21 protein-coding genes and 1 pseudogene are annotated in these 26,406 nt (G+C 74.8%); 13 read left to right on the forward strand and 9 right to left on the reverse strand.

Translation table 11 applies throughout. From position 1 onward, the window contains the following. Positions 1-614, reverse strand: a pseudogene (locus ACIP2X_RS21260) (Toxic cation resistance protein); the annotation flags it as partial. Positions 615-1,074: 460 nt separating this feature from the next. Between ACIP2X_RS21260 and ACIP2X_RS21265 the strand changes: the two are divergent. Beyond that, positions 1,075-3,147, forward strand: coding sequence for a PhoX family protein (locus tag ACIP2X_RS21265; RefSeq protein ID WP_401675821.1), 2,073 nt, complete (start codon positions 1,075-1,077; stop codon positions 3,145-3,147). 48 nt (positions 3,148-3,195) lie between these two features. Here ACIP2X_RS21265 and ACIP2X_RS21270 read toward each other — a convergent pair whose 3' ends face one another. The 3 genes from ACIP2X_RS21270 to ACIP2X_RS21280 form a co-directional block, all read right to left on the reverse strand. Further along, on the reverse strand, positions 3,196-5,142 hold the full coding sequence (locus tag ACIP2X_RS21270; RefSeq protein ID WP_401675302.1) for an FUSC family protein: 1,947 nt from the start codon (positions 5,140-5,142) through the stop codon (positions 3,196-3,198). Positions 5,143-5,158: 16 nt separating this feature from the next. Next, positions 5,159-6,079 (reverse strand): hypothetical protein, encoded by a 921-nt coding sequence (locus tag ACIP2X_RS21275; RefSeq protein WP_401675305.1) that lies wholly within the window; start codon positions 6,077-6,079, stop codon positions 5,159-5,161. 254 nt (positions 6,080-6,333) lie between these two features. Next, positions 6,334-6,813 carry a hypothetical protein gene (locus tag ACIP2X_RS21280; protein WP_401675307.1) on the reverse strand — a complete coding sequence of 160 codons (480 nt, stop codon included), beginning with the start codon at positions 6,811-6,813 and terminating at the stop codon, positions 6,334-6,336. A 374-nt stretch (positions 6,814-7,187) separates the two neighbouring features. Here ACIP2X_RS21280 and ACIP2X_RS21285 point away from each other — a divergent pair, with 374 nt between their 5' ends. The 5 genes from ACIP2X_RS21285 to ACIP2X_RS21305 all read left to right on the forward strand — a co-directional run bounded on the left by ACIP2X_RS21285 (position 7,188) and on the right by ACIP2X_RS21305 (position 14,253). After that, positions 7,188-8,372: a PP2C family protein-serine/threonine phosphatase gene (locus ACIP2X_RS21285; RefSeq protein ID WP_401675310.1), complete on the forward strand. Its 1,185-nt coding sequence runs from the start codon at positions 7,188-7,190 to the stop codon at positions 8,370-8,372. A gap of 230 nt (positions 8,373-8,602) precedes the next feature. Further along, positions 8,603-9,658 (forward strand): hypothetical protein, encoded by a 1,056-nt coding sequence (locus ACIP2X_RS21290; RefSeq protein ID WP_401675312.1) that lies wholly within the window; start codon positions 8,603-8,605, stop codon positions 9,656-9,658. Between the two features lie 62 nt (positions 9,659-9,720). Then, positions 9,721-10,080, forward strand: a complete 360-nt coding sequence (locus ACIP2X_RS21295) for a hypothetical protein (RefSeq protein ID WP_401675314.1) — start codon at positions 9,721-9,723, stop codon at positions 10,078-10,080. A 31-nt stretch (positions 10,081-10,111) separates the two neighbouring features. Continuing rightward, positions 10,112-12,898, forward strand: coding sequence for a caspase family protein (locus tag ACIP2X_RS21300; RefSeq protein WP_401675317.1), 2,787 nt, complete (start codon positions 10,112-10,114; stop codon positions 12,896-12,898). Then, a complete protein-coding gene (locus ACIP2X_RS21305; RefSeq protein WP_401675319.1) occupies positions 12,898-14,253 on the forward strand; it encodes an extracellular solute-binding protein in 1,356 nt (451 codons plus the stop codon). Before ACIP2X_RS21300 ends, ACIP2X_RS21305 begins: the two co-directional genes overlap by 1 nt. A gap of 8 nt (positions 14,254-14,261) precedes the next feature. Here ACIP2X_RS21305 and ACIP2X_RS21310 read toward each other — a convergent pair whose 3' ends face one another. Beyond that, the gene (locus ACIP2X_RS21310) at positions 14,262-15,605 is read right to left on the reverse strand and encodes a tetratricopeptide repeat protein (protein WP_401675322.1); all 1,344 of its coding nucleotides are present in this window, start codon (positions 15,603-15,605) and stop codon (positions 14,262-14,264) included. 218 nt (positions 15,606-15,823) lie between these two features. Here ACIP2X_RS21310 and ACIP2X_RS21315 point away from each other — a divergent pair, with 218 nt between their 5' ends. Continuing rightward, entirely contained in the window at positions 15,824-15,985 is a 162-nt protein-coding gene (locus ACIP2X_RS21315; protein WP_401675325.1) for a hypothetical protein, read from the forward strand. Between the two features lie 233 nt (positions 15,986-16,218). Continuing rightward, positions 16,219-16,953 carry a GAF and ANTAR domain-containing protein gene (locus tag ACIP2X_RS21320; protein ID WP_401675327.1) on the forward strand — a complete coding sequence of 245 codons (735 nt, stop codon included), beginning with the start codon at positions 16,219-16,221 and terminating at the stop codon, positions 16,951-16,953. 4 nt (positions 16,954-16,957) lie between these two features. Here ACIP2X_RS21320 and ACIP2X_RS21325 read toward each other — a convergent pair whose 3' ends face one another. Further along, complete coding sequence (locus ACIP2X_RS21325) at positions 16,958-17,749, reverse strand: hypothetical protein (protein WP_401675330.1); 792 nt, start codon at positions 17,747-17,749, stop codon at positions 16,958-16,960. Positions 17,750-17,933: 184 nt separating this feature from the next. On the opposite strand from ACIP2X_RS21325, the gene ACIP2X_RS21330 reads away from it, so the two are divergent. From ACIP2X_RS21330 to ACIP2X_RS21340, 3 genes are all read left to right on the forward strand, one after another. Beyond that, positions 17,934-18,092 carry a hypothetical protein gene (locus ACIP2X_RS21330; RefSeq protein WP_401675333.1) on the forward strand — a complete coding sequence of 53 codons (159 nt, stop codon included), beginning with the start codon at positions 17,934-17,936 and terminating at the stop codon, positions 18,090-18,092. Between the two features lie 77 nt (positions 18,093-18,169). Next, positions 18,170-19,123 carry a nucleoside hydrolase gene (locus ACIP2X_RS21335; protein ID WP_401675336.1) on the forward strand — a complete coding sequence of 318 codons (954 nt, stop codon included), beginning with the start codon at positions 18,170-18,172 and terminating at the stop codon, positions 19,121-19,123. Between the two features lie 112 nt (positions 19,124-19,235). Then, entirely contained in the window at positions 19,236-19,727 is a 492-nt protein-coding gene (locus tag ACIP2X_RS21340; protein WP_401675338.1) for a hypothetical protein, read from the forward strand. Positions 19,728-19,781: 54 nt separating this feature from the next. On the opposite strand, the gene grpE is transcribed toward ACIP2X_RS21340, so the two are convergent. Together grpE and ACIP2X_RS21350 are read right to left on the reverse strand one after the other, a co-directional pair. Further along, on the reverse strand, positions 19,782-20,228 hold the full coding sequence (gene grpE / locus ACIP2X_RS21345) for a nucleotide exchange factor GrpE (RefSeq protein ID WP_401675341.1): 447 nt from the start codon (positions 20,226-20,228) through the stop codon (positions 19,782-19,784). Between the two features lie 106 nt (positions 20,229-20,334). Beyond that, a complete protein-coding gene (locus tag ACIP2X_RS21350; RefSeq protein ID WP_401675344.1) occupies positions 20,335-21,990 on the reverse strand; it encodes a glycoside hydrolase family 13 protein in 1,656 nt (551 codons plus the stop codon). A 331-nt stretch (positions 21,991-22,321) separates the two neighbouring features. Here ACIP2X_RS21350 and ACIP2X_RS21355 point away from each other — a divergent pair, with 331 nt between their 5' ends. Then, complete coding sequence (locus tag ACIP2X_RS21355) at positions 22,322-23,248, forward strand: LAETG motif-containing sortase-dependent surface protein (protein WP_401675347.1); 927 nt, start codon at positions 22,322-22,324, stop codon at positions 23,246-23,248. A 288-nt stretch (positions 23,249-23,536) separates the two neighbouring features. Here ACIP2X_RS21355 and ACIP2X_RS21360 read toward each other — a convergent pair whose 3' ends face one another. Further along, positions 23,537-24,292 carry a hypothetical protein gene (locus ACIP2X_RS21360; protein WP_401675350.1) on the reverse strand — a complete coding sequence of 252 codons (756 nt, stop codon included), beginning with the start codon at positions 24,290-24,292 and terminating at the stop codon, positions 23,537-23,539. Positions 24,293-24,601: 309 nt separating this feature from the next. On the opposite strand from ACIP2X_RS21360, the gene ACIP2X_RS21365 reads away from it, so the two are divergent. Further along, positions 24,602-26,320, forward strand: coding sequence for a lysyl oxidase family protein (locus ACIP2X_RS21365; protein ID WP_401675353.1), 1,719 nt, complete (start codon positions 24,602-24,604; stop codon positions 26,318-26,320). The last annotated feature ends 86 nt before the right edge of the window (positions 26,321-26,406 follow it).

The raw sequence follows: 26,406 nt of genomic DNA on the forward strand, positions 1-26,406 counted from the left end.
ACCTCGGCCTCGGCCTCCGGCTGCGGGGCCGGCTCGGCCTCGGCCTGCGGCTCGGCGTCGGTTGCGGCCTCCGGGGCGGCGGGCGCCTGCGCGGCGGGGACCGGCTCCGACACGGCCTCGGCCTCCGGCTGCGGGGCCGGGTCGACCTCGGGCTCCGCTTCCGCTGCGGCCTCGGCCTGCGGCTCCGGCTCGGCGTCGGCTGCGGTCTCGGGGGCCGGGGCGGCGGGCGCGTCGGCCTGCGCGGCGTCGGCTGAGGCGGCGACCGGCTCCGCCACGGCCTCGTCCTGAGGCTGCGGGTCCGGCGTCACGGTCGGCTCCGCCTCGGCCTCCGCCACGACAGCGGACTCGGCGGGCTCCGGGGTGGCGGTCGGTTCCGCTTCTGCCGTCGGCGGGGCGGCCGGCTCGTCGTTCTCCGACGCCTCCGGCGTGGAGGTGGCCTCCGCCTCGGGCTCGGCGGTCGGGTGTGCCGTCGGGTCGGACTCCACTCGGGCGTCCGGAAGGTGGGGCTCTGTGCCGTTCTGGTCGGCGGCTGAAATGGGACCCGTCTGGTGGGGGACCGTCACCTTGTCGAAGGCCGCCGACACCAGTTCGTGCTCCGAGCGGGGTTCGGGCACCTGCGGGGTGGGGGCGGGAGCGTCCGGCGTCGTGGCCGTCGGCTCGGCGGTCGGCGTCGACGGCTCCGGCGTCGTGGGGGCCGGTGTAGAGGAAGTCGGTGTCGGGGCGGCCGGCGGCGTTGATTCCGGCTGCGTGGAGACACTCTCTGCCTCGGGGCTGCGGCCCTTTCGGGAACGGCCGAACGCGTTCCGCAGGAGAGTGAGAATGCCCATTAGCGCAACCCTTCGCGTGAGTTGATGCCCGTCAATCCCTGGCCAGGACGGACACGTAAGGTTAGCGGTCCTGGGAGGCCCGACGGCGTCCACGTCAAGGGTCGGACCCGGCCGGACTGCGGCCAGACCTCAACTCCCCGACCGATACCCCCGGTTCACGCGTCGTTCATTCAATGGCTCCGCTCCCGCACAAACGTGCTCCTACCGTCCGTCACGCTGGATACAAGGGGAAGCAAGGGGAGTAATGGTGCGCAATCTGCTGCCGATCATCCGAACGAACGACTCGCATTCGGGCGGACGATCTGCCCTGACCTGCCGTTTCCGCTGTGGTGACGCCTGCTTCCACGAGGTGCCCAACACCACCGCCAACCCGTACGTCGGCGACGTCATCGCCGGCGCCCTCAGCCGCCGTGGCGTGATGCGCGCCGCCGCCGTCGTCACCGCGGCGGCCGCCGCCGGCACGGCCGCGGGTGTCGCCGCCGCGCCGCGTGCCGAGGCCGCGCCCGCCGGTCACTGGCCGTGGCCGAAGCCGGGCGACAAGGGCGCCCGCGGCCTGCGCTTCACGCCGGTCGAGCCGAACACCGCCGACGTCGTGACCGTGCCCGAGGGCTACGGCCAGAACATCGTCATCCGCTGGGGCGAGCCCATCCTGCGCGGCGCCCCCGCCTTCGACCCGGACAAGCAGTCGGCCAAAGCCCAGGCCGGTCAGTTCGGCTACAACTGCGACTTCCTGGCGCTGCTGCCGCTGCCCGGCGAGCGCGGCCGCCAGATCCTCGTCGCCAACCACGAGTACACCGACGAGATCCTGATGTTCCGCGGCTACGACGCCGCCAACCCGACCCGGGAGCAGGTCGAGATCGCCTGGGCCGCGCACGGCCTGTCCGCGGTCGTCGTTGAGGAGGAGCGCCGTACGGGCAAGCTCACCCCCGTCTCCCGGCACCCCCTCAACCGGCGCGTCACCGCGACCACCGAGTTCCGCATCACCGGCCCCGCCGCCGGCTCCGACCTGCTGAAGACCTCCGCCGACCCGACCGGCACCAAGGCGCTCGGCACCCTCAACAACTGCGCCGGCGGCGTCACCCCGTGGGGCACCACGCTGCACGGCGAGGAGAACTTCAACCAGTACTTCGGCAACGCCACCCGCGCCACGGACAAGCGCTACGGCATCGGCACCGGCGCCACCGAGCGCAAGTGGGAGCGTTTCGACAAGCGCTTCGACGTCGCGCAGGAGCCGAACGAGGTGCACCGCTTCGGGTACGTCGTCGAGCTCGACCCGTACAACCCCGACGCCAAGCCGCGCAAGCACACCGGCCTCGGCCGCTTCAAGCACGAGGGCGCGACCGTGCGCCTGACGGACGACGGCCGCCCGGTCGTGTACTCCGGCGACGACGAGCGGTTCGACTACTTCTACAAGTTCGTCGGCAGCAAGCGGATGATGAAGGGCAACTCCCGCGCCGCGCGCGAGCACAACCTCTCGCTGCTGGACGAGGGCACCCTCTACGTCGCCAAGCTCACCGGCGACTCCCCGGCGATCGAGATCGACGGCACCGGCAAGCTCCCGAAGGACGGCGAGTTCGACGGCAGCGGCGAGTGGATCCCGCTGGCCACGGCCACCTCGCGCGGCGCCGTGTCCCACGTCGAGGGCATGACCGCCGAGGAGGTGTACGTCTTCACGCGTCTGGCCGGTGACAAGGTCGGCGCCACGAAGATGGACCGCCCCGAGGACATCGAGCCCAATCCGCACACCGGCAAGGTGTACGTCGCGCTCACCAACAACACCAACCGCGGCATCGGCACCAACGCCGTCGCGGACGAGGCCAACCCGCGCAACGCCAACAAGCACGGACACATCCTGGAGCTGACCGAGCGCTGGAACCGGGCCGACGCGACCCGGTTCGCCTGGTCGCTGTTCCTGGTCGCCGGTGACCCGGAGGACCCGGCCACCTACTTCGCCGGGTTCCCGAAGGACGACGTCAGCCCGATCTCCTGCCCGGACAACGTGGCCTTCGACCCGCACGGCAACCTGTGGATCTCCACCGACGGCGCCCAGCTCGGCTCGCACGACGGTCTCTTCGGTGTGGCCACGCGCGGTGACCGGCGCGGTGAGCTGAAGCAGTTCCTGACGGTGCCGAAGGGCGCGGAGACCTGTGGCCCGCTCGTCCAGGACCGGCGTGTCCTGGTGGCGGTGCAGCACCCGGGCGAGCTCGACGGGGCGACCGCCGAGAAGCCGCTGAGCGCCTGGCCCGACGGCCCCGGCAAGATGAACCGTCCCGCGGTGGTGGCCGTGTGGCGCAAGGACGGCTGCGACATCGGCGTCTGAGCGGCCGCGACGGCCCCGGCGGCCGCGGCGCGATCCGTACGACAGGCCCTAGGTCAGTGGTGACGCGATCGCCCGCGCCGCCGCGACCTCCTGGCGCAGCGGCTCCAGGACACTGCCCGCCGGGCCCGTGAGGTCCGAGCGGACCGGGACGAGGGTGTCCGCCTCGCGCAGACCCTCGGAGAGTTCCCGGAGCTGCCGGGCCACCTGCTCGACCTCTGCCCGCGACGGCGGTGCGGATCCGTGTTTGACGCGGACCCGTGCCGCCGTCGTCGCGTCCACGATGCGTTCGACGGCGACGACCAGCGGCCACCAGGCGGCGGCGCGCCGGCCGGTCGGCGGGGGTTCGGTCAGGGCGCGCTGGAACTCCGTACGGATGCCGGACAGATCGCGGTACAGCCGGCGGCGCAGCCGCGCGCGGGACGCGGGGTCGGCGGTGCCGGCGAACGCCGTCTCGACGTAGCCCGCCGTGTCCGCCACGGCGTCGGCGAGGCGGGCGCCCACGCGGGTGTGCCAGCTCTCCGGCCACAGCAGGTACCCGGCGATCAGCGCGATCGCACAGCCCATCAGGGAGTCGACCAGGCGGGGCAGCAGCAGCGCGGTGCCCTCCTGGTTGAGGATGTCGGAGAGCAGCAGGATGACCGGCGTGATGGCGGCGGTCTGGTAGCCGTACCCGCGGGGCGTGAGCGCCGGGACCAGCGGGGCGAGCAGCAGCATCACCGCCACGTCCCACCAGCCGCGCGGCACCTCCGAGAGCACCGCCGCGGCGACGACCAGCCCGACGACGGTGCCGAGCGCGCGCAGCAGGGCGCGGGAGAAGACCGAGCCGAAGTCGGGCTTGAGGACGAAGGTGATGGTCAGGGCGACCCAGTAGGAGCGCGGGACCGGGATGATCGAGACCAGGGCCTGGGCGATGCCGATGCACAGGGCGAGGCGCAGGCCGTAGTGCCAGGAGCCCGCGGACAGCAGCATGCTGCGGGTGGCGTGGGCGGTGCGGATGCCGAGGGCGGCGGGGCGGCCGAGCCGGTCCTCCAGGCCCCCCGGGTCGATGTCCGGGGCGGTGACGACCGAGGCGGCGTGCCGCAGGGCGTGGTCGACGGCGCGGCCGGTCTCGGAGGTCGGGGGCGGCAGGTGCAGCGTGAGGGGCTCGCTGCGGCTCGCCCGCACCGCCTCGGCGACGGAGCGGACGCCCGCGGGGATCTCGTCGGGCAGCGGGCTGCCGCCGAGGTGGACGGCGGGTGCGGCCTCCAGCATCGGGGTGACGGCGTTCAACTGGGCGATGAGCCGGGTCAGTTCCGGGCTGCGGCCGTGGTGGCGGGCGCGGTGGGACAGGACCAGGTCGTACGCGTCGTTCATGGCGTCGGTGACGGCGTGCCGGGCGTCGTCGTAGGCCACCTCCGACCGGCCGGCGCAGGTGGTGAGCAGGTCGGCGACGCCGTCGTAGGTGCGGGCGACCGCCAGCCGTTCGGGCACCCCGGCGCGCAGCGGCCAGGCGATCAGCGCGAGCAGCAGGACGAGCAGACCGCCGCCGCCGATGAGCAGCGCCGGCGTCCACCAGGCGCCCGGCATGGGCAGTCCGGCCCCGACGACGCAGTTCAGCAGCAGGAGCAGACCGGAGACGGAGGCGACCGCGCCGATCGTCGAGATCATCCCGGAGACCAGCGCGATGCCGGTGACGACGGCGACGGCGACCCAGCCCTGCCCGTACACGAGGGTGCCCAGGGTGACGCCGGCGGCGCCGAAGAGCTGGGGCACGGCGATGTTCAGCACCCGCATCCGGTACGCGGCGGCGGTGTCGCTGATGACGCCGTTCAGGGCCCCCATGGCGGCGAGCGCCCCGTAGGCGGGCCGGTCGAAGGCGAGTCCGACGGCCAGCGGCAACGCGAGCGCGACCGCCGCGCGGGCCACGGCGGGCCGGTTGACCGGCGCCTGCTGTGCCCGGAGGTTCCTCACCAGCCAGTCCGGCGGTGCGAGACGGACGGGAAACTCACGGGCCATGGGCCCATTATGTCCGTCAGGCCTCGGCCCGGGTCGTCGGCCGGGGCGCGGCGGCGGTGGGTGCGTCGGGGGACGGGCGGTGGCCGTGGCGGCCGGTCAGCCAGGTCGTCAGGGCCACCGCGAGGCCGAGGGTGACGAGCAGCCAGGACGCGGTGCGCAGCGTCGCGGTGAGGGCGTCGTAGACCGCGCCGGCGGCGGGGCGGGAGACCGACGGGGGCAGGTCGGCGAGGGTGAGCCGGCGTCCGATCGCCACGGCTGCGGCGAGCAGGGCGCCGCCGAGGGCGGTGCCGAGGGCGGTGGCGGTGAGCGCGCGGCGGCGGCAGGTGGCGACGGCGATGCCGGTGACGGCGAAGGCGACGGCCGAGACCGGCAGCCAGAGTGCGGCGACCTCCAGCACGTCGTACCCCTTTCTGAGCCGGTCCAGATCGCCGGGGGCGAGGACCGCGACCTCGGTGTGGCGGACCGGGATGCGGCGGGCCAACGGCACGTTCTCGTCGGCGAGCTGGTCCCTGATGCGGGTGGTCACGGGGGCGAGGTCGACGGTGACGGGTCCGGTGCGCGGCCGTTCGTCGTCGCGCAGGGCGTGCAGCACGGCGCCGTGCACGGCCCGGTTCGCCGCGTCCCAGCCGGCCCGGAAGGCGTCGGTCTGCGTGAACGAGCGCACCGCGTCCCGTACGAACGGGCCCATCATGTCCTGCGTCCCGTCGAACCGGTGGGTCACCTGCTCCCCGACGGTGTCCGCCACCGCGTCCCGCACCGCCGGGTCACCGGCCAGCGGCGCCATCGTGCGGACGTAACGGCCGGTGTCGGCCAGCCCGTACGCCGCCCATACGGACAACGCGCCGAGCGGCACGAACAGGCAGCACAGCGCGATCAGCGCGGCGGACAGGGCGCCGCGCAGCCGGGGGGCGCGTGCAGGGGCTGGCCTGGGAGACACCCTCCCAGGCAACGGCCCGGCGCCGGGCGATGCGAGCGGTGGGGCTGCGATCGGGTGTACGCGGCCCCCGTGCTCCGGTGGAGGGTTGAGCCGAACGGGTGTTTCCTGGAGAGGAAGGTTTCAGGGACCTCGTCGGACGACCGGGGCGCGCTGCCTGTCGTCCGGTGAGTGGAGGGATGAGGGAAAGTGTGGACCCCGGCCACCGTGCCGGGGTCCACACGATTGCGCGTTCCCGCGCGTGAGCCGGTCCGGGCCTACGTCCTCGACGGGGGACCTGCCGCGACCCGGTGGTCGACCGCCTTCGACGGCTCGGGCCGGGACGCCGGCTCGTGGGTGTAGTAGCGGTAGAACAGCGTCAGGAAGAAGACGCCGCCCACCACCAGCGACAGCATGGCCGAGCGCAGGACGCTGTAGTCGGTCTGGCTGTACAGGAAGCCGAACGCGACGGCCGCGAAGGCCGCCCAGAGCAGTGCGTGGGCCCCGCGGTGAAGGCGCTTGGCGATCTCGCGGACGCCGATGTACGCCAGGACGAACACGAGTGCGGTGAGGAAGCCGAACAGCAGGTTCCAGCCGGTGATCGGGCCGGCGTCGCGCCGGTTGGCGGCGGCCCAGTAGCCGTAGACGAGGCCGAGGCCAGCCGGCCAGGCCCACCGCGCGATCAGGTGCGTGCGCGCGCTGAAGACGTCGGGCAAGCGGGTGGTGGGTGCGCCGGGTGCGGGTGCCGCGTGAGCCATGAGTGCGCTCCTCTCTCCTCGCCCCCGCCTCCCAGCGCACACCGCGGCGGGGGCGGCGGCAAGTCGGACGGGCGGGCGGGCAGGGCGCGGGCGGGCAGGGTGCGGGCACGGCGGGTAGGGCGCGGGCGCGGGCGGGTAGGGCGCGGGCACGGCGGGTAGGGCGCGGGCACGGGCGGGTAGGGCGCGGGCACGGGCGGGAAGAGCGCGGGCACGGCGGGTAGGGCGCGGGCGCGGGCGGGGAGGGTGCGGGCACGGCGGGTAGGGCGCGGGCGCGGGCGGGGAGGGTGCGGGCACGGCGGGAAGAGCGCGGGCACGGGCGGGACGGGCCGGGGCAACGGATGCGCACGGCACGCAAGCGTGTTTCGCTGTGGTGCATGACCAGGCCCGTGTCCGGCGGGGGGCAGAGCCTGCTCGTGCGGTATCCCCGCGCCGGGCGCCGGGAGGCCCTGCACCGGCACCAGATGCTCCGTGTGCGCGGCCGCAGCATCGCCTGGGTCCCCCCGCTGCTGCTGCTCCTCGGCATCGCCGTGGTGGACGCCAACACCGCGGGCGACTTCCGGATCATCTCCTGGATCGTGCTGGTCCCCGGTATCGCCGCCGCGCTGTGCGGGGTGTGGGGCACGGCCGTCTTCGCGGTGCTGTCGCTGCTCACCTATCTGATCGTGGACAGCGCCTGGCCCGACGAGTTCCAGGCCGGGCTGCCCGACTTCATCCTGGTCGGGCTGGGCGGGCTGCTGGCCACGGCGGCGTGCGTGGTGCGCATCCGGGGCGAGGAGCACCTGCTGCACATCCGCAGCATCGCCGAGACCATCCGCAGCACCGTCCTGCGCCCGCTGCCCGCCGAGTGGGGCGGCCTCGTGCACGCCGCGGTGTACCTGGCCGCCGACACCGACGCCCGGGTCGGCGGCGACTTCTACGACATCCAGCCCGGCCCGCACGGCACCCGGGTCCTCGTCGGGGACGTCCAGGGCAAGGGCCTCGGCGCGGTCGACGCGGCCGCCGCCCTGCTGGGCACGTTCCGCGAGGCCGGCTACCACGAGCCGGACCTGGCGACCGTCGCCGCGCGCATGGCGGTACGCATCCGGCGGCAACGGGAACGCGAGGCCGCCCTCGGCCGCACGGACAGCGACCGCTTCGCCACCGCCGTCCTGCTCGGCTTCCCGCAGGACGCGGCGGACACGGTGGACGTCGTCAACTTCGGGCACGACCCGCCGCTGATCGCCGGGCCGCGCGGCGTGCGCACCCTGCCCACGAGCGGCGGTCTCCCCCTGGGCCTCGGCGATCTCGTGCCGTCGGGCGCGCCCACCCTGCCCCCGGTCCGCCGGTTCCCCTTCGCCGCCGACGAGACCCTCCTGCTCACCACGGACGGCGTCACCGAGGCCCGCTCCCCGGACGGCGTGTTCTACCCGTTGACCGTCGAGGTGACCCGCGCGCTCACCGCGGACCCGCGCACCGCCCGCCCCCGACGGCTCGTCGCCTTCGTACGGGACGGGGTGCTGCGGCACTCCCGGGGGCGTCTGGAGGACGACACGACGGTGTTCGCGGTGCGCAGGCTCTGAGCGCGCCCGCACAGGCCGCCCGCGGTGGTGGCGGCCCACCCGCGAGGAGCCGCGGGGAACGGTGCGACCAGCCAGGACGGGCGGGGGCGGCGTCGCAGGCCCAGGCGGCCCGCCGAAGCGCGTCCTCACGCCGGTTTCCGCCTGCGAACGGGCGGCTGTCCACCGTCCCGGCCCCGGCCGCCCGGCGCAGCGGTTACGGTGCTGAGGTACGTGATCGACAGGGAGGGACCATGCCGGGGACCGTTTTGCTGGTGGCCGCCTCGCCCGTGGGCAAGGGGCGGCTGGTGGACGCGGCGACGGTGCTTCCCGTGCTGGCGGCCGTGCCGCCCGGGGTGCTGGCGGGCGCGGACACCGCGAACGTCGTCGAACTCGCCGACCCGGTGGAGCCGCAGACCGTGCTGACGCGGCTGCGGGCGGCCGCCGCGGCGGTGGGGCCGCTGACGGTGTTCGTCACCGGTCAGCTCCTGCTCGACCGGCGCCAGCGGCTGCCGCACCTGGCGCTGGCGCGGACGACGCCGGCCACGGCCCGCTACACGGGCTTCCCCTGGCACTGGCTGCGCGAGGAGCTGCGGCTGCGCGCTCCGGGCGCCACGACGATCTTCCTGGACCTGCACGCCGACGCGGAGAGCTGGGAGCACCTGCGCGGCGCGCCCCTCGACTCCGGGCCCAACTGCGCGGTCTACGGCCGGATCGCCCCGCCGCCGCAGCGGCGCACCGTCGCCGACCCGTCGTACATGAAGGCCGTGGCGACCGTCCTGCGCAGCGGGCACCGGCCGCCCGTGGAGCAATTGCACCAGCAGGCGCTCGCCCGGACCGCCGGGGAGCACCCCGGCATCGTGCTCACCGCGCGGCCGCCCGGCGTGAGCGATCCGCACGCCGCCATCGCCGCCGCCGTGCAGGCAGGCCGGCACTCCGACGCCGACGGGCTGGCCGCCCGCTGGGAGCAGGCCGCCGTACGGGCGCACGGCGCCGCCTCGGAGGAGGCGCTGCACTGGACGGAGGTGCGCGCGGACCTCGCGATGTTCGCGGGGGACGCGGCCCGCAGCTGCCGTGCCTGGCTGGCGGTGGCCTCGACGCGGCTGGCCGCCGGGCAGGCGCCCGACGCGCCCGCCGTCGAGGCGGCCGTCGACCGCGCCCACCACCAGTGGGGCGAGATCCGCGACCCGGTGCGGGCCCGCGAGATGGGGCCGGTGCTGGCCGACCTGCGGGGGCGGGTGCCGGGCCGGCGGACCGGCGCGCTGGACCACGTGCGGCGGCAGCTGCGGCAGCTCCAGACGCAGAACTGAAAACGCGCCACCCGTGTCCGGGCCCTCCCCAGGGGACAACCCCGGTGCCATGATGGGGAGTTATGGCTGACGGGGACGAAGGGGCCAGGCGGGTCATCCGTGTCCGGTTGGACGACACCGCGACCGAGAGCGACATCGGCGCGCTGCGCAAGTGGCTGGAGCGGGAACAGGGACTCGACGAGATGGTGCGGGCGGGCCGGCTCCGGATCCACGAGCGGCGCCGCACCGACGAGACCGGCGCGCCCATGGGCGTCGGGATGGAGATCGTGGTGGCGCTGGTCAGCGCCGCCGCGACGGTGGGCTTCAACCAGCTGCTGACGCAGGTCGGCCGGGCCGTGGAGGCCTGGCGGGAGAACCGGCGCGAGGTGGAGGACGGCGATCCGCCCGAGGGCCGCGTGGACCCCGTGGACCTCGACGGGTAGGCCGGTGACCCGTTTCGACCCGCGGGGGAGGGTGAACCGGGCACTGCTGGTGGGTGTCTCTCGTTACGACTTCACGGAGCCGCCCCACGGTGTGCCCGGGGATCTGCCGGCCGTCGAGCACAATCTGGACCTGTTTCAGGACACCCTCGCCCGCGCCGGGGTCTTCGGCGCGGCCGACGTCACCGTCGAACGCTCGCCCTCGCTGGACGACTTCGACCGCGCGCTGCGCACGGCCGCCGAGGAGGCCGAAGGGCTGCTCCTGCTGTACTTCGCCGGGCACGGGGCCATCCCCAGCGCGGGCGACGAGCTGTTCCTGCAGATGCGCAACGCGAGCGTGATAGCGGGCGGGCACGCCGTCTTCCCCGGCGCGGAGATGTTCACGACCGTGCTGACCTGGCTGGCGAGCAGCCCCGCCGAGCGGATCGTGGTGATCCTCGACTGCTGCTTCGCGGGCAACGCGGCCTGGATCTGGGAGCACTTCCGCGACAAGCGGCGGGTGCTGCTGCTGATGAGCGTGCAGGCCAACCACCGCACCGACGCGGGGGACGGCGACACGCCCACGCCGTTCACCTCGGAGCTGCTGCGCCTGCTCGACGTGCCCGGCGAAGTGGGCTTCCAGGACGTCTCGGACGCGCTGCGCAAACGGATGGCCGAGGCGCGTCACGAGACGTTGCGCGGGGAGCCGTGGACGCCGCAGAGCCGGGCGGAGCACGACGAGGACGTGCTGGTGTCGGCTCCGGGGCCGGGGCACGGGGGTGTCGCTCCCGGGTCGGGGCATGGCCGAGGCGGTGGGGGCGCGGTCCCTGGGTCCGGGCACGGTCCGGGAGCTGGGGGCGTCTCTCCGGGGTCCGCGCATGGCGGGGAAGGCAAGGGCGGTGGGGGCGCGTCCGGGCGTCCTGGGCAGGGCAGGGAGGGCGACGGTTCGGCTCCGAAGTCCGGGCACGGCCGGGGCCGTGATCGCGCGGGGGTGCGTCCCGGGCGTGGGCGGGGTGGCGCGGGCCCGCGTGAGGTCGTGTCGCGCGTGCCGGGCGGCGTCACGGCCGTGCCGGGCGGCCCGGTCGCCGCGCGCCGGCGCCGCGTCCTCGCCCCGTTCCGGGCGGCCCGCCGTCTCGCCGGGCTGGCCGGGCCCTGGGGCACCGCACTGACCGCGCTGCTCTCCCTCACCGCCACCGGCCTCGGCGTGTACGCCCTGACGGGCATCGCCGGCGCCTCCCCCGACTGCGCCCCGCCCCTCGAACTGCGCGTCCTGACCGACCCCGACCTGGAGGCGACGGTCGGCGCGGCGGCCGAGGCGTATCTGACGTCGGACGCGAACACCACCGGCGACGGCTGCCGGCGCAGCGGCATCACCGTGTACAGCGCGGGCTCCGCCGACGCGGTCACCGCGCTGCGCCGCGAGTCGGGCGCCTGGCACGAACCCCACGACGAGGGCCCCAACCCGCAGCGGGACGTGGGCCCCCAGCCCGACGTCTGGATACCGGCCTCACGGGCGGACGTCGCCCGGGTCACCGACGGCCAGGACACCGACGCGCTCGCCCGCCTGGAGCCGGACGACGGGGCGCTCGCGTACTCCCCGATCGTGCTCGCCGTGCCCACCGAGCTGGCGGCCGACTCCCTGGACGAGCGGGTCGGCGGCCCGCTGACGGGGATGGTCGACGCCCTGCGCGAGCGTCACCCGCACGCCGAAGTACGCCGCTCCGACCCGGAGTTCGCCGACGGGGCGCTGCTGGCCACCATCGGCCTGTACGGCACGGGCGCCGACCCCGGCCGGGTGGAGCAGCGGCTCGCCCCGCTGGGGCCGCCCTCCCCCACGGCCGCCGCCCTGCTGTGCGCGCTGCCCGACGACGACGACGTCGACAACCGCACCGCCGCGCTCGTACCGGAGTTCCTGCTGCGCAGCGGCGTCGGCTGCGACCGCACGACGCGCAGCCCGCGCACCGCCCAGTACCCCGGCGACGTACCGGGCCTGGAACCCGTCTTCGTCCGGGTCCGCTGGGACGGTGCCGACCTGGACCGGGAGGCGCGTGACGAGGCCGCCGGGAGCTTCGGGGCGTGGCTGGCCGGCGCGGGCGGGCGGTCCGCCTTCGGCGCGGCCGGCTTCCGCGCCGCCACCGGGGACCGCGCGCTGCTGGACACGGAGGAGATCGCCGCCGGGGTGCTGCCCGCGCCGTCCCTGCTGATCGAGTCCGCCGGGCGGGACGCCATGGAGACGGCCCTGCGCAAGTACCGGGACGCGCGCGGACCCGGCCGGGTGCTGTTCCTGCTCGACAGCTCGGGTTCGATGGCCGGGCGGTGGCGGGGTCCCAGCGGCGGCCCCGGGCTGCTGAAGGAGTCGCTGGGCGGGCTCGGCGGGCGCGACGAGTACGGCGTGTGGGCGGTGGCGGACAGTGCCCGGGACCGTTCCCACGAGGTCGTGCTGCCGTTCGGCCCGCACAGCCGCCGCTCCGCCGAGTCCGTGATCGACGCCGGTGCCCGGATCCGGGACGCCGAGGCCGACCCCTACGCCGCCCTGGTGGCGGCGCTCGACGAGATGGCCGGGCGGGGCGCCGACGACGACCGGCCCCAGCTGATCGTGCACCTCACCGACGACGAGGACGCCGGCCGGCTGACCGGCGCCCGGCTCGACGACGTCCTGAGCCGGGCGCGCCTGACCGACGTGCCGATCACCACGGTGTCGCTGGTCGGCGGCGGCTGCGACGCGGGCCGGCCGGGCGCCCTCATCTCGACGGCGAGCGGCGGCCGCTGCCTGGACGCCGACGACGAACTCGGCACCGGCCTGAGCGCCGAGGTCGCCCGCACCGGAACGGGGGAGCAGTGATGATCCGACGGCTCGCGGCCCTGCTGGCGCTGCTGCTGCTCGCCGCCTGCACCGGCGGCGGGGGCGGCAAGCCGGCCGCGCCCACCGCCGATGTGCAGGGGGACATCGTGGTCGCCGGCGGACGGGACGTCACCGGCAAGAACGGCATACGGCAGCAGCTCATCGACGCCTGGAACCGGCAGCAGGAGCGGGACGGCACCGGTTACCGGGCCCGCCTGGTCGAGCTGCCCGGCAGCGCCGACGAACAGCGCAGCCAGCTGCTCGGCGCCCTCCAGTCCGGCAGCGCCACCTACGACGTGGTCATCCTGGACGTGACCTGGGTACCGGAGTTCGCCGCCGCCGGGCTGGTCCGCCCGCTGCCCGGCGAGGTGCTCGACGCGGACGTCATCGAGTCCGTCGCGGGCACCGCCCGCTGGGACGGCGAGGTCTTCGCGGTGCCGTTCAACAGCGACGTGGGGCTGCTGTACTACCGCCGCGACCATCTGCGCGACGGCGGTGTGCAGCGCACCGACCTCAGCGCCGGGCTCGACTGGCGGGAGCTGGAGGCGATGGCCGACTCCCTGGACGAGAACCCGCCGGAGGGCTACGAGAAGGGCTGGACCACCCAGCTCGCCCCCTACGAGGGGCGCACCGTCAACGCCGTCGAGGCGTTCACGTCGGCCGTGCCCGGCCTCGCGCTCACCGACGCCGAGGGCCACTACGACGCGACCGTCGAGGAACTCACCGGGGGCATCGCGGAGCTGCGCCGGCGCACCCAGGCGCCGTACCTCCTCCAGGACGCCGTGCACTCCGACGAGGCGGCGACCCTCGGTGACTTCGCGGAGGGCCGCACCGCGTTCCTGCGGCACTGGCCGTACGCCTACTTCACCCTCCACCAGACCCTCACCGCCGCACAGCTCGGCGTGGCGCCGCTGCCCGGCCGGGCCGTCCTCGGCGGCCAGAACCTCGCGGTGACGGAGGCGTCGAAGCGGCCGGGGAAGGCGCAGGAGCTGATCAGGTACCTCACCGGCGAGGAGAGCGAGCGCTGTCTGCTGGACGCCGGTTTCGCGGCGACGCGCGTCTCGGCGTACACGGACGACGCCGTACGCTGCACCGCGCCGGCCGCGTCACCGTCGCCGTCCGGCGAGAGCGCCGACCGCACCCCCCGCGACGCGGCGGGACGCCCCGCGTACGCCCGCGGCATCCTGCTCCCGGCGCTGCGCGAGGCCGTGCACCGCCCGCGCACCGCCCTGTACGGCGCCTTCACCCAGACCTTCATGGGCCGGCTCGGCCCCTTGTTCAGCGACAGCCCGCCGGGGGACGCGGCTCTGGCGGCGAGCCTGGACGAGGCGCTGAGGAAGGCGCTGCCGGACTGACGCCGCGGTCACAGCGGTGGCTGCGCGGGCGCGGGCCCGAGGGTGGTGGTGCCGGGCGCCGTACGGTGGCCCAGTCCCGTCCGGTACGCGTCCAGCGCCGCCTCCACCCGGCCGGTGCGGCGCAGCAGATCGCCGAGCAGCCGGCACAGGTCGGCGAGGTCGCCGGCGGCGCCCGCGCGTTCCAGCAGGCTGAGGGCGCGGACGTAGTGCTCCTCGGCCGACTCGGTGTCCCCGGCGTCCTCGGCGATCCGCCCCAGCAGCCGGTGCGCGGCGGCGGCGTGCACGGCGCCGCGCTCGGAGGAGAGGTCGCCGAGCACGTCGTTCAACTGGGCGGCGGCCTCCGCGGACTTGCCCCGCCGGTGCAGCACGTCGGCGAGCTCGACGGCGACCTGGCTGCTGTAGAGGGAGGCGCGCTTGGCGGAGAGCATGTCCTGGGCGGCGCGCAGTTCGGCCTCCGCCTGCTCCAGGTCGCCGTTCTGGGCGTGGACGTAGCCGCGCATCCAGTGGCAGTTGGCGAGTTCGGTACGGATCTGGAGCTGGCGGTACATCTCCGCCGCCTTGGCCAGCGAGGCGTCGGCCTCGGCGAGCCTGCCCTCGGCGACCAGGGTGCGGGCGACCTGCCGGTGCATGCGGGCGACCAGGGCGGGGTCGCCGGCCTGCGGGGCGAGGGCGAGGGCGAACTCGGCGGCCTGGGCGGCGCGGGCGTGGGCGCCCATGTCCATGTAGGGGCCGATGGCGGCGGCGTAGAGGAGCAGCAGGGCGTCCGGGTCGTGCAGGCCGCCGCGGTTCAGCTCGTCGAGGGTGGACTCCAGGAGGTAGACGGCGTAGCGGAGTTCGCCGGCGAGGTAGTGGGCGACGGCGCGGCCGCGCAGGGCGGGCACGCGGGTGGGCAGGGGGGCGTCGAGGAGCGTCTGCTCGGCGCGCTCGAAGTGCTCCCGGGCGGCGGTCAGGTCACCGGTGTCCAGCGCGCACTCGCCGAGCCCGAGCAGCGCGGTGGCCTGTTCCTCGACCAGCCCGTGCGTCTCCGCCTCCGCGAGCAGGGCGGCGTACCGCTCCCTGGCCTCTTCCGCTTCGCCGGTGGCGAGGGTGCGCTGGGCGCCCGTCAACCGCAGCCGCAGGTCGGTGGCGAGGCGGGCGGGGCGGCCGGTGGCCAGTTCGTCGAAGGCCACGCCCAGCCGGTCGGCGAGGTGGCGCAGCGCGTCGTCGGAGGGACGGACGCGTCCCGCCTCCAGGGTGGAGATGTAGGCGGGGGTGTAGGCCGGTTCGGCCAACTGCCGCTGGGTGAGGCCGCGTTCGTGCCGCAGCTGCTGCACCCTGCGGCCGATGGTCTCAGGGTCGTCCCGCTTCGCCATGCGCTTAATCATGCCAGTAAATGGACTTACGCCGGGGGTGGTTGACGAGGAGGCAAGCGCTGCTGGGAGTGGATGGACGCGTGGTCCCGCAGTCACCGTCCGGTGCCCACGGGTTTCGCCAACTCCTAAGGGCCCCCTTCCGGTTGGCCCTGGGGACCCCCTAGGTTAGGAACGAGATTAAGGCTGCTTAATCCCCCACTGTCGTTGCGGAGGTTGCCGTGCACGGACCCACATCCGCTCCCCACGGTCGGTCCTCCGCCCGCTACGCGCGGGCCGTCGCCGCGGCGGTCGTCGCGATCGCGGCGCTGATCACGGCGGCGAACGCGGGTCCTGCGCGGGCGTCGGAGCCGGCGCGGACGGCGGTGCAGGCGGAGCGCTGACGGCCGCGGCTGCCCCCTCCCGGCGTGCGCGCGCGAGCACCCTGCCGCCAGGCCCGCCGGCACCCACCCGCTCCCCTCGCCCGGCCTTCCCGGCGGCGGAGGGCGTACGCGGTTTCGGCCCGCCCGGCAGGGGTAGTCGGCCCTCGACTCCGGGCGGCTCGTGGGCCCCTGGCGCTACGGCGCAGGACGGCAACCGACGTCGTCCGAAGAGGGCGTCCGAGGAGGGAGTCACCGTGCGGCCCAGGGACGATCCGGAAGGGGCATGGGCCGCCGACGCGATCGCCGAGGGGGTCCGGGGCGCCGAGCCGAACGACGTACCCCGCAGGCTGTGCCACGTCGCGGTCCGCCTGCTCCCGGTGGCCCGGGCCAGTGTGTCGCTCTGCAACGAGGGCATGCCCGTGCCGCTGAGCGCGAGCGACGACCGCGCCGCCTACCTGATGGAGGTCCAGGCCACCCTGGGCGAGGGCCCCTGCCTGCACGCCGCGCGGACCGGGGCGCCCGTGATCGCCGCCGACCTGGCGGGCGGCGGGGACAGCGGCCGCTGGCCGGTCTTCGCCCAGCAGGCGACGGCACTCGGGGTACGGGCGGTCTACGCGCTGCCGCTCGGCGACGCCGTCGGGTGCCTGGGCACGCTCGACCTCTACCGCGACGTCCCCGGCGTCCTCAGCCCCGGTGAACTGCGCACCGCGTACCTCATGGCCGGTGTCATGACGGTCGCCCTGATGTCCCTGCCGACCGGCGACGACAGCGGTGACCGCCCCCCGAACGGCTTCTGGCTCAGCGAGCTGGCCACCGAGCACGACGAGGTCCACCAGGCCGTCGGCATGGTCATGGCCCAGCTGGGCGTCGGCGCGGACGAGGCACTGGCGCGGCTGCGGGGGCGTGCCTTCGCGCGCGGTCTGACGGTGCTGGACGTGGCGCACGACGTGGTGGCCCACCGGGAGCGCTTCGAGCGGGACCGGCCCTGAGGTCTCAGACCGACACCCGGGCCTGCTTGCGCACCTCCGCCAGCCGTTCGGCCCCCAGCTCGGCGACCGCCTGGGTGACCTCGGTGAAGACCTCGCCTAGGCCTCCGTTGGTGAGGGTGAAGGCGTCCTCGCCGACCCGGACGGCGGCGATGTCGAGGGTGAGGGTGACGGTGTCGTTGCCGTTGGGGCGGGTGACCGTGATCCGCAGGCCCTGCCGCGCGTCACCGAACTCCGGCAACCGCGAATCGGCGACCTGCACGCCCTGCACCACGCCGAGCGCGGTGGTGGCCGTGAACTGGCGGCACTTCTGCGGCAGGCTCCGCAGCCAGGCCAGCGCCGTGTCCACGTCGGCGGCGCGCTGGGCGGACACCTGGTAGCGCAGCTGGGCGCCGGCGTACCCGTCGTCGATGCCGACGGCGGCGCGGGCGGGGGCGCCGAGCAGCTCGTCGCTGTACAGCGCGTCGATCAGCCGCTGGCAGTCGGGCGTTCCGGCCGGGGTGGAGGCCTTGAGGAACGCGTCCCGCCAGGTGGCGACCCCCTGGGTGGGTCCCCACGGGTCCCCGAGGTCGGCCTCGGTGACGAGCGCGGACTGGGCCTGGGCGTCGGTCAGGGCGGGGGCGGACCCGGAGGACGTCGCGGAACCGCTGGGCGAGCCGGCGGTGCGTGGGGAGGACGCGTACCGCGCGACGTCGGAGGCGAGCCCGGAACAGCCGGTGACGGCGAGCAACCCGCTCGCCGACAGCGCGGAGACGACAAGCAGACGGGCGGCGGAGCGCCGGCGCGGGCACGGGGTCATAGGGGTGCCTCCAGGAGAACCGCAGACGGGGACATGTCCACGGGACCACCTGAACCGGCAGGTCACCAGCACGCCGGGCCGTACGGGGCGGGGGGACGGGCCGGATGGGTGAGCGGGTTCGGCCGGGCGGGCCGGAGACCACCCCCGTCCCGCCCTCCCCACCCGCAGAAATCGCCTGGTCGGCGTGCACGGGACGCGAGTAGGGTCGTCCGCCCGGAGCCAGGGCGGAGGGGGCGACCTCTACGAGTTCTGCCCCGACGACCTCCTGGCGGAGCTGAACGGTGCGGCCGACAGCGCCCGCCTCACGGCGCTCCTGAAGCGCTACCGGGCCCTGCGGCGCTGACCGGGGACGGGCCCCCGGAGCCGCGTAAGGTCGCGTCCGTAGGCAGGGGGCGTATCGCCCGGTGAAAGGAGCCCCGCGTGAACGGTCAGCCCATCCCGGTGATCATCGACTGCGACACCGGAGTCGACGACGCCCTCGCCCTGCTCTTCGCCGTACGGCACCCGGCGATCGACCTGCGCGCCGTCACCTGCGTGGCCGGGAACACCGACGTGGACGGCGTCGTACGCAACACCCTCACCGTGCTGGAGCAGGCGGGCGCCGGGGACGTGCCCGTCGCCCGGGGAGCCGCCCGGCCGCTGATCGAGGAGCCGCGTTCGGCCCGCCATGTGCACGGGCACGACGGGATGGGCGACCTGGGGCTGCCCGCCCCGGCCCGGACGCCGGTGGACGTGGACGCCGTGACGCTGCTGCGCCGCGAGATCCTCGCCTCCCCGCGGCCCGTGACCCTCGTCCCGACCGCCCCCCTCACCAACATCGCCCTGCTGCTGCGCACCCACCCCGAGGTGGCCGCCCACATCGAACGGATCGTCTTCATGGGCGGTGCGGTGGCCGTCGGGAACGCGACGCCCGTCGCCGAGTTCAACGTCTGGCACGACCCGGAGGCCGCCGCGATCCTGCTCACCGCGGGCGTGCCGATCACGATGTACGGCCTCGACGTGTTCACGCGGGTCGTCGTGCCCGCCTCGGACGTCCGGCGGCTGCGGGAGAGCTCCGAGCCGGGCGCCCGGCTCGGGGGCGAACTGCTGGCCCATCGCGGGCCGGGCACCGAGGAGGACCCGGCGGGCGGGCTCGGCGACGCGGGGGCCGTCTGCGCCGTCGTCGATCCCGCCGGGCTCACCACCCGCGCGCTGCCCGTAGAGGTGTCGCTCGCGCCCGGGCCGACCCGCGGGCAGACCGTCGTCGACCTGCGGCCGCGCCCCGGCGAGGCCGAGATCCACGGCGAGGCGCGTGAACAGTCCCTGGTCGACGTGGCGTTGGACATCGACGAGGAGCGGTACGTGAAGCTGTGGCTGGCGACGGTGGAGGGCTAGGGCCGGTCGCGAGGCATGCCCGTCCGCCGGAACGCGCGGATGCGGGCGGGTCGGCTTGCGCCTTCACTGGTGGCAGGACGGTTCCTCTCGGGGCCGGAGAGCTGGAGGCGGCATGGCGGGTTACCGGAGTCGGTGGGTGGTCGCGGCGGCGTTGGCGGGAGTCATGGGCGCCGGCGCGGTGGCGTGCGGGGGCGGCGGGGACGGCGGTGACGGGCCGGCCGCGAAGGCCAGCGACGCCGCCTCGGCCCTGAACTCGGCCGCCGCGCAGGCCTCCGAACTGTGGGCCTCGGCGTCCGCGGAGGCGGACCGCAAGCTCGACGAGATCAAGGGCGTCAACGCCAAGAACGAGGTCACGCTCGGTGAGCCGGCCACCGGCAAGGACGGGCGCACGGCCGTCGAGGTCGAGGTGCGCAACACCGCCGACAGTACGAAGTCCTTCGCCGTGCAGGTCAACTTCACGGACTCCGGGGGGCAGCTCCATGACGCCGTGGTCGTGACCGTCTCCGACGTGCCCGCGGGCCGGACCGGCAAGGGCACGGCCCGCAGCGCCCACCAGCTGTCCGGTGACGTGGGCGCGACGGTCGCGCGGGCCGTGCGCTACTGACCCGGCCGCCACCCGTACGGGCCAGTCCGCGCGTCCTTCCACGACGCCACGGCGCTACCGCGGTCCGGTGACCTCCACGCAGGCCGGCCGCAGCAGCTGGTCGCCGACCCGGTAGCCCGGACGCAGGATCGCCGTGCAGGTCAGGCGCGCGCAGGACGGGGAGACCAGATGCGCGAGCGCCTCGTGGCGGGACGGGTCGAAGGCCTCGCCCACCTCCCCGAACGCCACCAGACCGAGCGCCCCCGACCGGACCCGGAGCGTCTCGGAGATCTCCCGCAGCCCCGGCGTCATCGGCTCGTGCGCGCACGCCCGTTCCACCGCGTCCAGCACCGGCAGCAGCTCACGCAGCACGTTGGCCACCGCGACGTGCCGTACGGCGAGCCGGTCCCGCCGCACCCGTCTGCGGTAGTTGTCGTACTCGGCCTTCACACGTTGCAGGTCGGCGGTGCGCTCGGCCAGTTCCGCACGAGTGGTCCCGTCGAAGGCCCGGGTCCCGGCCATCCAGGCCACCTCCTCGTCCACCCCACGACGTCCGCCGCGTGCGAGCGGTGCCTACGAGCCCTGGGTATGCCGGAGGCCGCGCCTTGTCAAGGGCGGCGCGGACGCCCTAGCGGCCGAGCCAGACCGTGGTGTCCGGGCCCAGGCGCCCGTCGGGCTCCAGGGGCGCGCTGGACAGGAGCGGCTCTCCGGGCGGCAGCGGCACGGGCCGGTCCGAAAGGTTGGCAAGGCAGCGCCAGCCGTCGCCGCGGGCGAAGTGCACGACGCCGGGCGCTGTGTCGTCCGCCCAGGTCAGCGACTCGCCCTCCAGCAGCTTGCGGCGCAGCCGCAGAGCCGTGCGGTACAGCTCCAGGGTCGAGCCCTCGGCCCCGTCCTGGGCCTGAACGGCGTACGACGCGAAGCTCGCCGGCTGCGGCAGCCAGGCACCGGCCGACCCGAAGCCGTACGACGGGCCGGTCGTCGTCCAGGGCAGCGGCACCCGGCAGCCGTCGCGGCCCTTGCGGACGTGTCCCGTCTGCTCCCAGATCGGGTCCTGCAGCACGGCGGTGGGCAGGTCCGCCACCTCGGGCAGACCGAGTTCCTCCCCCTGGTAGACGTACGAGGAGCCGGGCAGGGCCAGCATCAGGAGGGTGGCGGCGCGGGCGCGGCGCAGGCCGGCCGCCGGGTCGACGGCGGGGGCGTTGCCGCCGGACAGCAGCCAGGCGTCGAGGTCCGTGCCGGGCGGGAGCATCAGGCGGGTGGCGTGCCGGACGACGTCGTGGTTGGACAGCACCCAGGTGGCGGAGGCGCCGGCCGCGTGGGCGGTGGCGAGGGAGGCGGTGATGACCTCGCGGAGTTCCGTGGCGTCCCAGTGGGCCTGGAGGTACTCGAAGTTGAAGGCCTGGCCGAGCTCGTCGGGGCGGGCGTAGAGGGCACGGCGGGCGCCGGGCACCCAGGCCTCGGCGACCGCCATGCGGGGCGGCGAGTAGGCGTCGAGGATCTTGCGCCAGTCGCGGTAGATCTCGTGGACCTCGTCGCGGTCGTAGAAGGGGTGGCTGCCCGGGGGCATGGTGGCGAGGGCGGCCTCGTCGCTGAGCTCGGGGTCGCCGAGGTCGCGCAGGGGTTCGTCGAGGTCCTTGGCCAGGGCGTGGGCGACGTCGACGCGGAAACCGTCGACGCCGCGGTCGCACCAGAAGCGCAGGGTGGTGCGGAAGTCGGCGCGCACCTCCTCGTTCTCCCAGTTGAGGTCGGGCTGCTGCGGGGCGAAGAGGTGCAGGTACCACTGGCCGTCGGGGACGCGGCGCCAGGCGCTGCCGCCGAAGACGGACTGCCAGTCGGTGGGCGGGAGTTCGCCGTGGGCGCCGCGGCCGTCGCGGAAGACGTAGCGGTCGCGGGCGGCCGAGCCGGGGCCGGCGCGCAGCGCCTCCTGGAACCAGACGTGCTGGTGCGAGGTGTGGTTGGGGACGATGTCGACGAGCACCTTCAGACCCAGGCGGTGGGCCTCGGCGACCATGGCGCCGAAGTCGTCGAGGGTGCCGAGGCGGGGGTCGACGTCGCGGGGGTCTGCCACGTCGTAGCCGCCGTCGGCCAGTTCGGAGGGGTAGAAGGGGCTGAGCCAGAGGGCGTCGACACCGAGGGCGGCGAGGTGGGGGAGGCGCTGGGTGACACCCCTCAGGTCGCCGAGGCCGTCACCGTCGGCGTCGGCGAAGCTGCGGGGGTAGACCTGGTAGATGACGGCCTGGCGCCACCAGTCGGGGCTCTTGGGGGAGAGATCGGGAGTGGTCACTCGGGCTCCTGTGGGTGCGGCTGCTGTCCGGTCGGGCTGCTCTGCGCCGGACGATACGAGGACTTTGTCCACATCACCGGAAAGGTGAACCTCGGCGTGTGGGGGCGTGAGGGGCGGACCGGGCTCGGGCGGCGCACGGAGGGAGTTGTTCCGGCTGTGGCCGAATGGTGAGAGTTCCCCAACTGCCTTGTGCAGATGGTCAGTTGACAGTGTTCTCCCGGTCGTCCCACCATGTGCTCACACCGTGGCGCATGTGACCAGTGGGCCCGGTGTTCCTCTTCCTTTCACTCACTCCTGTGCACCTTCATGTGCACGCCACGATGGGATACGCATGTCCATTGCGAGACGTGTCACCATGCGCCGCCTGCTGGGGACGGGCGCCGCGTCGCTCGCGCTCTGCGCGGCCTCCGCCTCCGGCGCCTGGGCCACCGGGTCGCCGGGCGGCGGCGACGGCTGGGGGGCCGGCGGCCAGTACAGGCCGGGGACCGGGGCCGGGACGGTCACGGGGAGCGACCGCTGCGAGTTCTCGCTCGACGGGGCGCATTTCCAGGACTCGGTCAAGGTCGACGACGTCAGCCTGCGGCCGACCGACGACGGCAAGGTCCACATCGAGGTCCGCGCCGCCGGGGACGCGACGACCTGCACGGCGTCCCTCGCCTCCTACCTCGCGCACGGGGCCACCTTCGCCACCTCCGGTGAGCAGAAGTTCGTCGACTTCGACACGGTGACCGTGCAGCCGGGCCGGACCGAGTCGCTCGACATAGCCGTGCCCGACGCCGGGTGCTTCGCGCAGATCGACCTCTACCGCGGCGCCGTGAAGTACGACGGGCTCCTCGGCGCGTCCGACGGCTTCGAGCACGGCGAGCTGCCCAAGGGGCCGGACCGGCCGGTGATCAAGGACAAGCTGATCGCCGCGTGGAACGGCGGCACGAAGGACTGCACGACGACGCCGTCGCAGCCGCCCGCCACGACGCCGCCCGCCACGACTCCGCCGGAGTCCGCCGAGCCGTCGCCCCCGGCCGCCACGACGCCCGCGCAGACCGAGCCGGCCGGTGAGCCGCCGTCGAGCACGTCACCGAGCGCCTCCCCGAGCACGCCGGCGCCGAACGCCCCGTCGCCGGCCGGACCCGGCGACGACCTGGCCGAGACGGGCGCCGACAGCAACACGACCCCCATCGCCCTGGGCGCGGGCGCCCTGCTCGTCGGCGGCGCCGTCATCGTCGCGACCACCCGCCGCCGCAGGTCCACCGACAACTGACCCGCCCCCCAGCGACCCCAGCCCGGCCGATGGCCCGGCCGGCCTGCGGTCTGTGTGACCGGTGTTCGGGGCAACCGGCGGGCGGGACTTCCCGGCGACGGGCGACCTGGTGAGTCGTCGATCCGGGCCGGACCACGGCCGTGCGGCCCTGGCCGGGCGGGCGGACCTGGGCCACGCCGGTCCGACACCGGGCCGGCACGTGATCGGGGCGGTGGCCGGGCGTCGGGTCGGTCCGCAGGCGGCGGCCGGTGGTCGCGTAAGTCGACTTGCCTTCGGCCGGCGAGCGGATCAGCCCAGGCAGAGGACCAGCACGCAGAGTTGCGGGGGTGTGGACTCCGGGGGTGCCTGTGGTGGCGTTGCGGGAGTGGTGGGGGCCGTGCCGGTGTCCGCGGGGGGTGCGCTCGGCTGAGGGGTGGTCGGCGCGGGGGTGGCTGCCGACTCCGGCGGGGTGCCGGGGGCGTCCGCCCGGCCCTGCGGGGACTGCGGGGCCGACGGCACGGTCACCGGGGCCTGCGAACGGTCGCTCTGCGGTACCGGTGACGCGGGGCGCCGCTGGGAGCGGTCGACCGTGGCGACCTCGTCCTCGGACGGCGTGGCGGACGGGCGGGGCGCGGTCCGCCGCTCGTCGGGCCGCGTCTCGGTGGGGGCTATTCGCTCCGCCGGATGCCCCGGCGCGGTGTCCAGCGTCAGCTCGTCGGGTGCCGCGGCCGCCTGGGCGCGGTCGGTGGAGGCGCCGCGCTCCACGGTCGTGAGGGTCAGCCCGCCCCCGATCAGCGCGACCGCGGTGGCCACCAGGGCCCGGCGCTGACTCTTCTTCCAGCGGATCCGCTGCCTGCGCCGCGCCGCGCGCCCGTCGCGCAGCGGGACCACCGCCGCCTCGGGCCCGTCCTCCGTGTCCGGAGCGACGTACGCCGGCTCCGGCTCGGCGTGCGCCTGGGGCGCCGGTGCGATGTCCGGTGCGTAGGCGCCGCAACCGGGGCACACCAGGGCGCCGTTGAGATGCCGTCGGCACGAGGAGCAGTAGTCCATCTGCCAGTAGTCCATCTGTGCGGTCTTCCTGAGTCGACAGCCCCCGAATGGCCAGCAACGCTAACGACGGATTCCGGCCACCGTGTGCAGCCGGTGTGACGCTCCTGCACAGATTCACCGGGCCGCGGTCGCCCCCAGGGCACCCCGTCCGCACGAACGTCGCCGTCAACAGGCAACCCGCACAAGCGGTTTACCCCTCTCACAGGACGCTCACAGAGTCTCGGTCGCCGGACGCGTGGGGTGCGTCGGGAAAGCGGTGGCCGCGCGGACGTGAGCTGTCCGGTCCGATGCCGCCCACGGGCGGCACTCGCAGACGAGGAACCGATGACCAGTCAGCAACACCGCAATCGTGTGAGGCGTTCGGCGCTCGCCGCCGGCACCGCGCTCACCGTCGTCGTGGGCGGCGCCGCCGTCGCCTCCGGCGCCGACCCGGCGAGCACCACGCCCGGAAAGCCGAAGCTCAAGCTGATCGCCGCGTCGAAGTCCGTGACGCTGGATCGCTGGGAGGGGGAACCCGGGGTCTACCTCGACCTCGGGACGTACGTGACCGTCGACGGCGCGCCGCTGGAGTTCAAGGTCAAGCGCAAGTCGTACAAGGACCCGGTGGTCGCCCAGCAGATCCTGCGCCACGGCAACACCGTCCGGACCAAGACCCTGCCCGCCGGCCTGGTGAAGGACTTCTCCGGACTGCCCGGCTTCCTGGAGGTGTCGATCAAGAACGCGGCCGGTCAGGAGGTCTCGAAGTCCAAGGGCACCTTCTGCCCGAACAACGCCTCCGGCCGGCTCCGCCCGGACGCCCCGGCGACCTCGCGCTACCCGGAGAGCTGCCCCACCAACCCGTGGACGCTCGGCTCCGTGTGGGGCGTGGAGAAGGGCTGGGCCTCCAACTCCAGCACCGTCGACTACGACAAGCCCGTGGACCTGCCGGCCGGCGAGTACACGGCGAAGGTCTCGGTGGCGAAGAAGTACCGCGACCTGTTCGGCATCCCCGACGACCGGCCGACTGTCAAGGTGACCGTGCGGGAGATCAGCGACGACGGCGGCGAGGGCGCGGCCGCCCCGCGCTCCGCCGGCCGGCACGGCGGTCACGCCGGCCACGGGGCGCCCGCCGGGCAGGGAGCGCACGCCGGGCACGGTGCCGCCGCGCAGGACACCCACGGCGCGCACCACTACGGCCCGCGCGGCGCCGACGCCCCGACCCCGCCCCAGCTGTCCCACGCCCTGGCCGACCGGGGCCGCGCCTCGCACCTGGGCGACGGACCGGGCCACACCGACGGCTCACGCGTCGCGCCCGCGCTGAAGCCCCACACCAAGCGGCCCTCCGGGCGCGCGGGCGTGCCGGCGGGCGTGCCCAAGCCCGACCTGCGGTCGCTGCCGGCCTGGGACATCGCCATCACGGACGGCGAGGACGGCGACGTACCGGGCAAGGACTACCTCGCGTTCAGCGCGAACGTGTGGAACGCCGGGCCCGCCCCCCTCGTCGTGGACGGCTTCCGCAGCCCGGGTGCCGACCTGATGGACGCCTACCAGTACTTCTACGACGCGAACGGCAAGCAGGTCGGCTACACGCCCACCGGCACCATGGAGTGGGACCCGCGCGTCGGGCACGAGCACTGGCACTTCACGGACTTCGCCAGCTACCGCCTGCTGAGCGCGGACCAGACGAAGGAGGTGCGCAGCGGCAAGGAGGCCTTCTGCCTGGCCAACACCGACGCCGTGGACTACACGGTCAAGAACGCCAACTGGCACCCGTACAACACGGACCTGTCGACCGCCTGCGGCCAGCAGAACTCCCTGTCCGTGCGGGAGGTGCTCGACGTCGGCTCCGGCGACACCTACACGCAGTACCGTCCCGGCCAGTCCTTCGACGTCACCGACCTGCCCAACGGCACCTACTACATCCAGGTGATCGCCAACCCGGAGAAGCGGCTCAAGGAGACCGACCTCAAGAACAACGTCGCCCTGCGCAAGGTCGTCCTCGGCGGCGAACCGGGCGCCCGCACGGTCAAGGTCCCTCCGCACCACCTGATCGACGCCCCGTGACCGCCCCCGCCTGACCGCTCCTCGAACGCCCCCGGCCACGGTGCCGGGGGCGTTCCCCGATGCGCCCGCCGTTTCTTCCGCCAGGC

Origin of the sequence: Streptomyces sp. NPDC089424 (assembly GCF_044749345.1) — a bacterium.
Taxonomy (GTDB): Bacteria; Actinomycetota; Actinomycetes; order Streptomycetales; family Streptomycetaceae; genus Streptomyces.

What these genes read in the sequence shown, in the direction of transcription:
- ACIP2X_RS21295 (WP_401675314.1), top strand. Translation starts at nt 9,721, where the DNA reads ATGGCTGACGGGGACGAAGGGGCCAGGCGGGTCATCCGTGTCCGGTTG.
- ACIP2X_RS21360 (WP_401675350.1), bottom strand. Translation starts at nt 24,292, where the DNA reads ATGGACTACTGGCAGATGGACTACTGCTCCTCGTGCCGACGGCATCTC.
- ACIP2X_RS21270 (WP_401675302.1), bottom strand. Translation starts at nt 5,142, where the DNA reads ATGGCCCGTGAGTTTCCCGTCCGTCTCGCACCGCCGGACTGGCTGGTG.
- ACIP2X_RS21280 (WP_401675307.1), bottom strand. Translation starts at nt 6,813, where the DNA reads ATGGCTCACGCGGCACCCGCACCCGGCGCACCCACCACCCGCTTGCCC.
- ACIP2X_RS21340 (WP_401675338.1), top strand. Translation starts at nt 19,236, where the DNA reads ATGGCGGGTTACCGGAGTCGGTGGGTGGTCGCGGCGGCGTTGGCGGGA.
- ACIP2X_RS21290 (WP_401675312.1), top strand. Translation starts at nt 8,603, where the DNA reads ATGCCGGGGACCGTTTTGCTGGTGGCCGCCTCGCCCGTGGGCAAGGGG.
- ACIP2X_RS21285 (WP_401675310.1), top strand. Translation starts at nt 7,188, where the DNA reads ATGACCAGGCCCGTGTCCGGCGGGGGGCAGAGCCTGCTCGTGCGGTAT.
- ACIP2X_RS21355 (WP_401675347.1), top strand. Translation starts at nt 22,322, where the DNA reads ATGTCCATTGCGAGACGTGTCACCATGCGCCGCCTGCTGGGGACGGGC.
- ACIP2X_RS21365 (WP_401675353.1), top strand. Translation starts at nt 24,602, where the DNA reads ATGACCAGTCAGCAACACCGCAATCGTGTGAGGCGTTCGGCGCTCGCC.
- ACIP2X_RS21310 (WP_401675322.1), bottom strand. Translation starts at nt 15,605, where the DNA reads ATGGCGAAGCGGGACGACCCTGAGACCATCGGCCGCAGGGTGCAGCAG.
- ACIP2X_RS21305 (WP_401675319.1), top strand. Translation starts at nt 12,898, where the DNA reads ATGATCCGACGGCTCGCGGCCCTGCTGGCGCTGCTGCTGCTCGCCGCC.
- grpE (WP_401675341.1), bottom strand. Translation starts at nt 20,228, where the DNA reads ATGGCCGGGACCCGGGCCTTCGACGGGACCACTCGTGCGGAACTGGCC.
- ACIP2X_RS21325 (WP_401675330.1), bottom strand. Translation starts at nt 17,749, where the DNA reads ATGACCCCGTGCCCGCGCCGGCGCTCCGCCGCCCGTCTGCTTGTCGTC.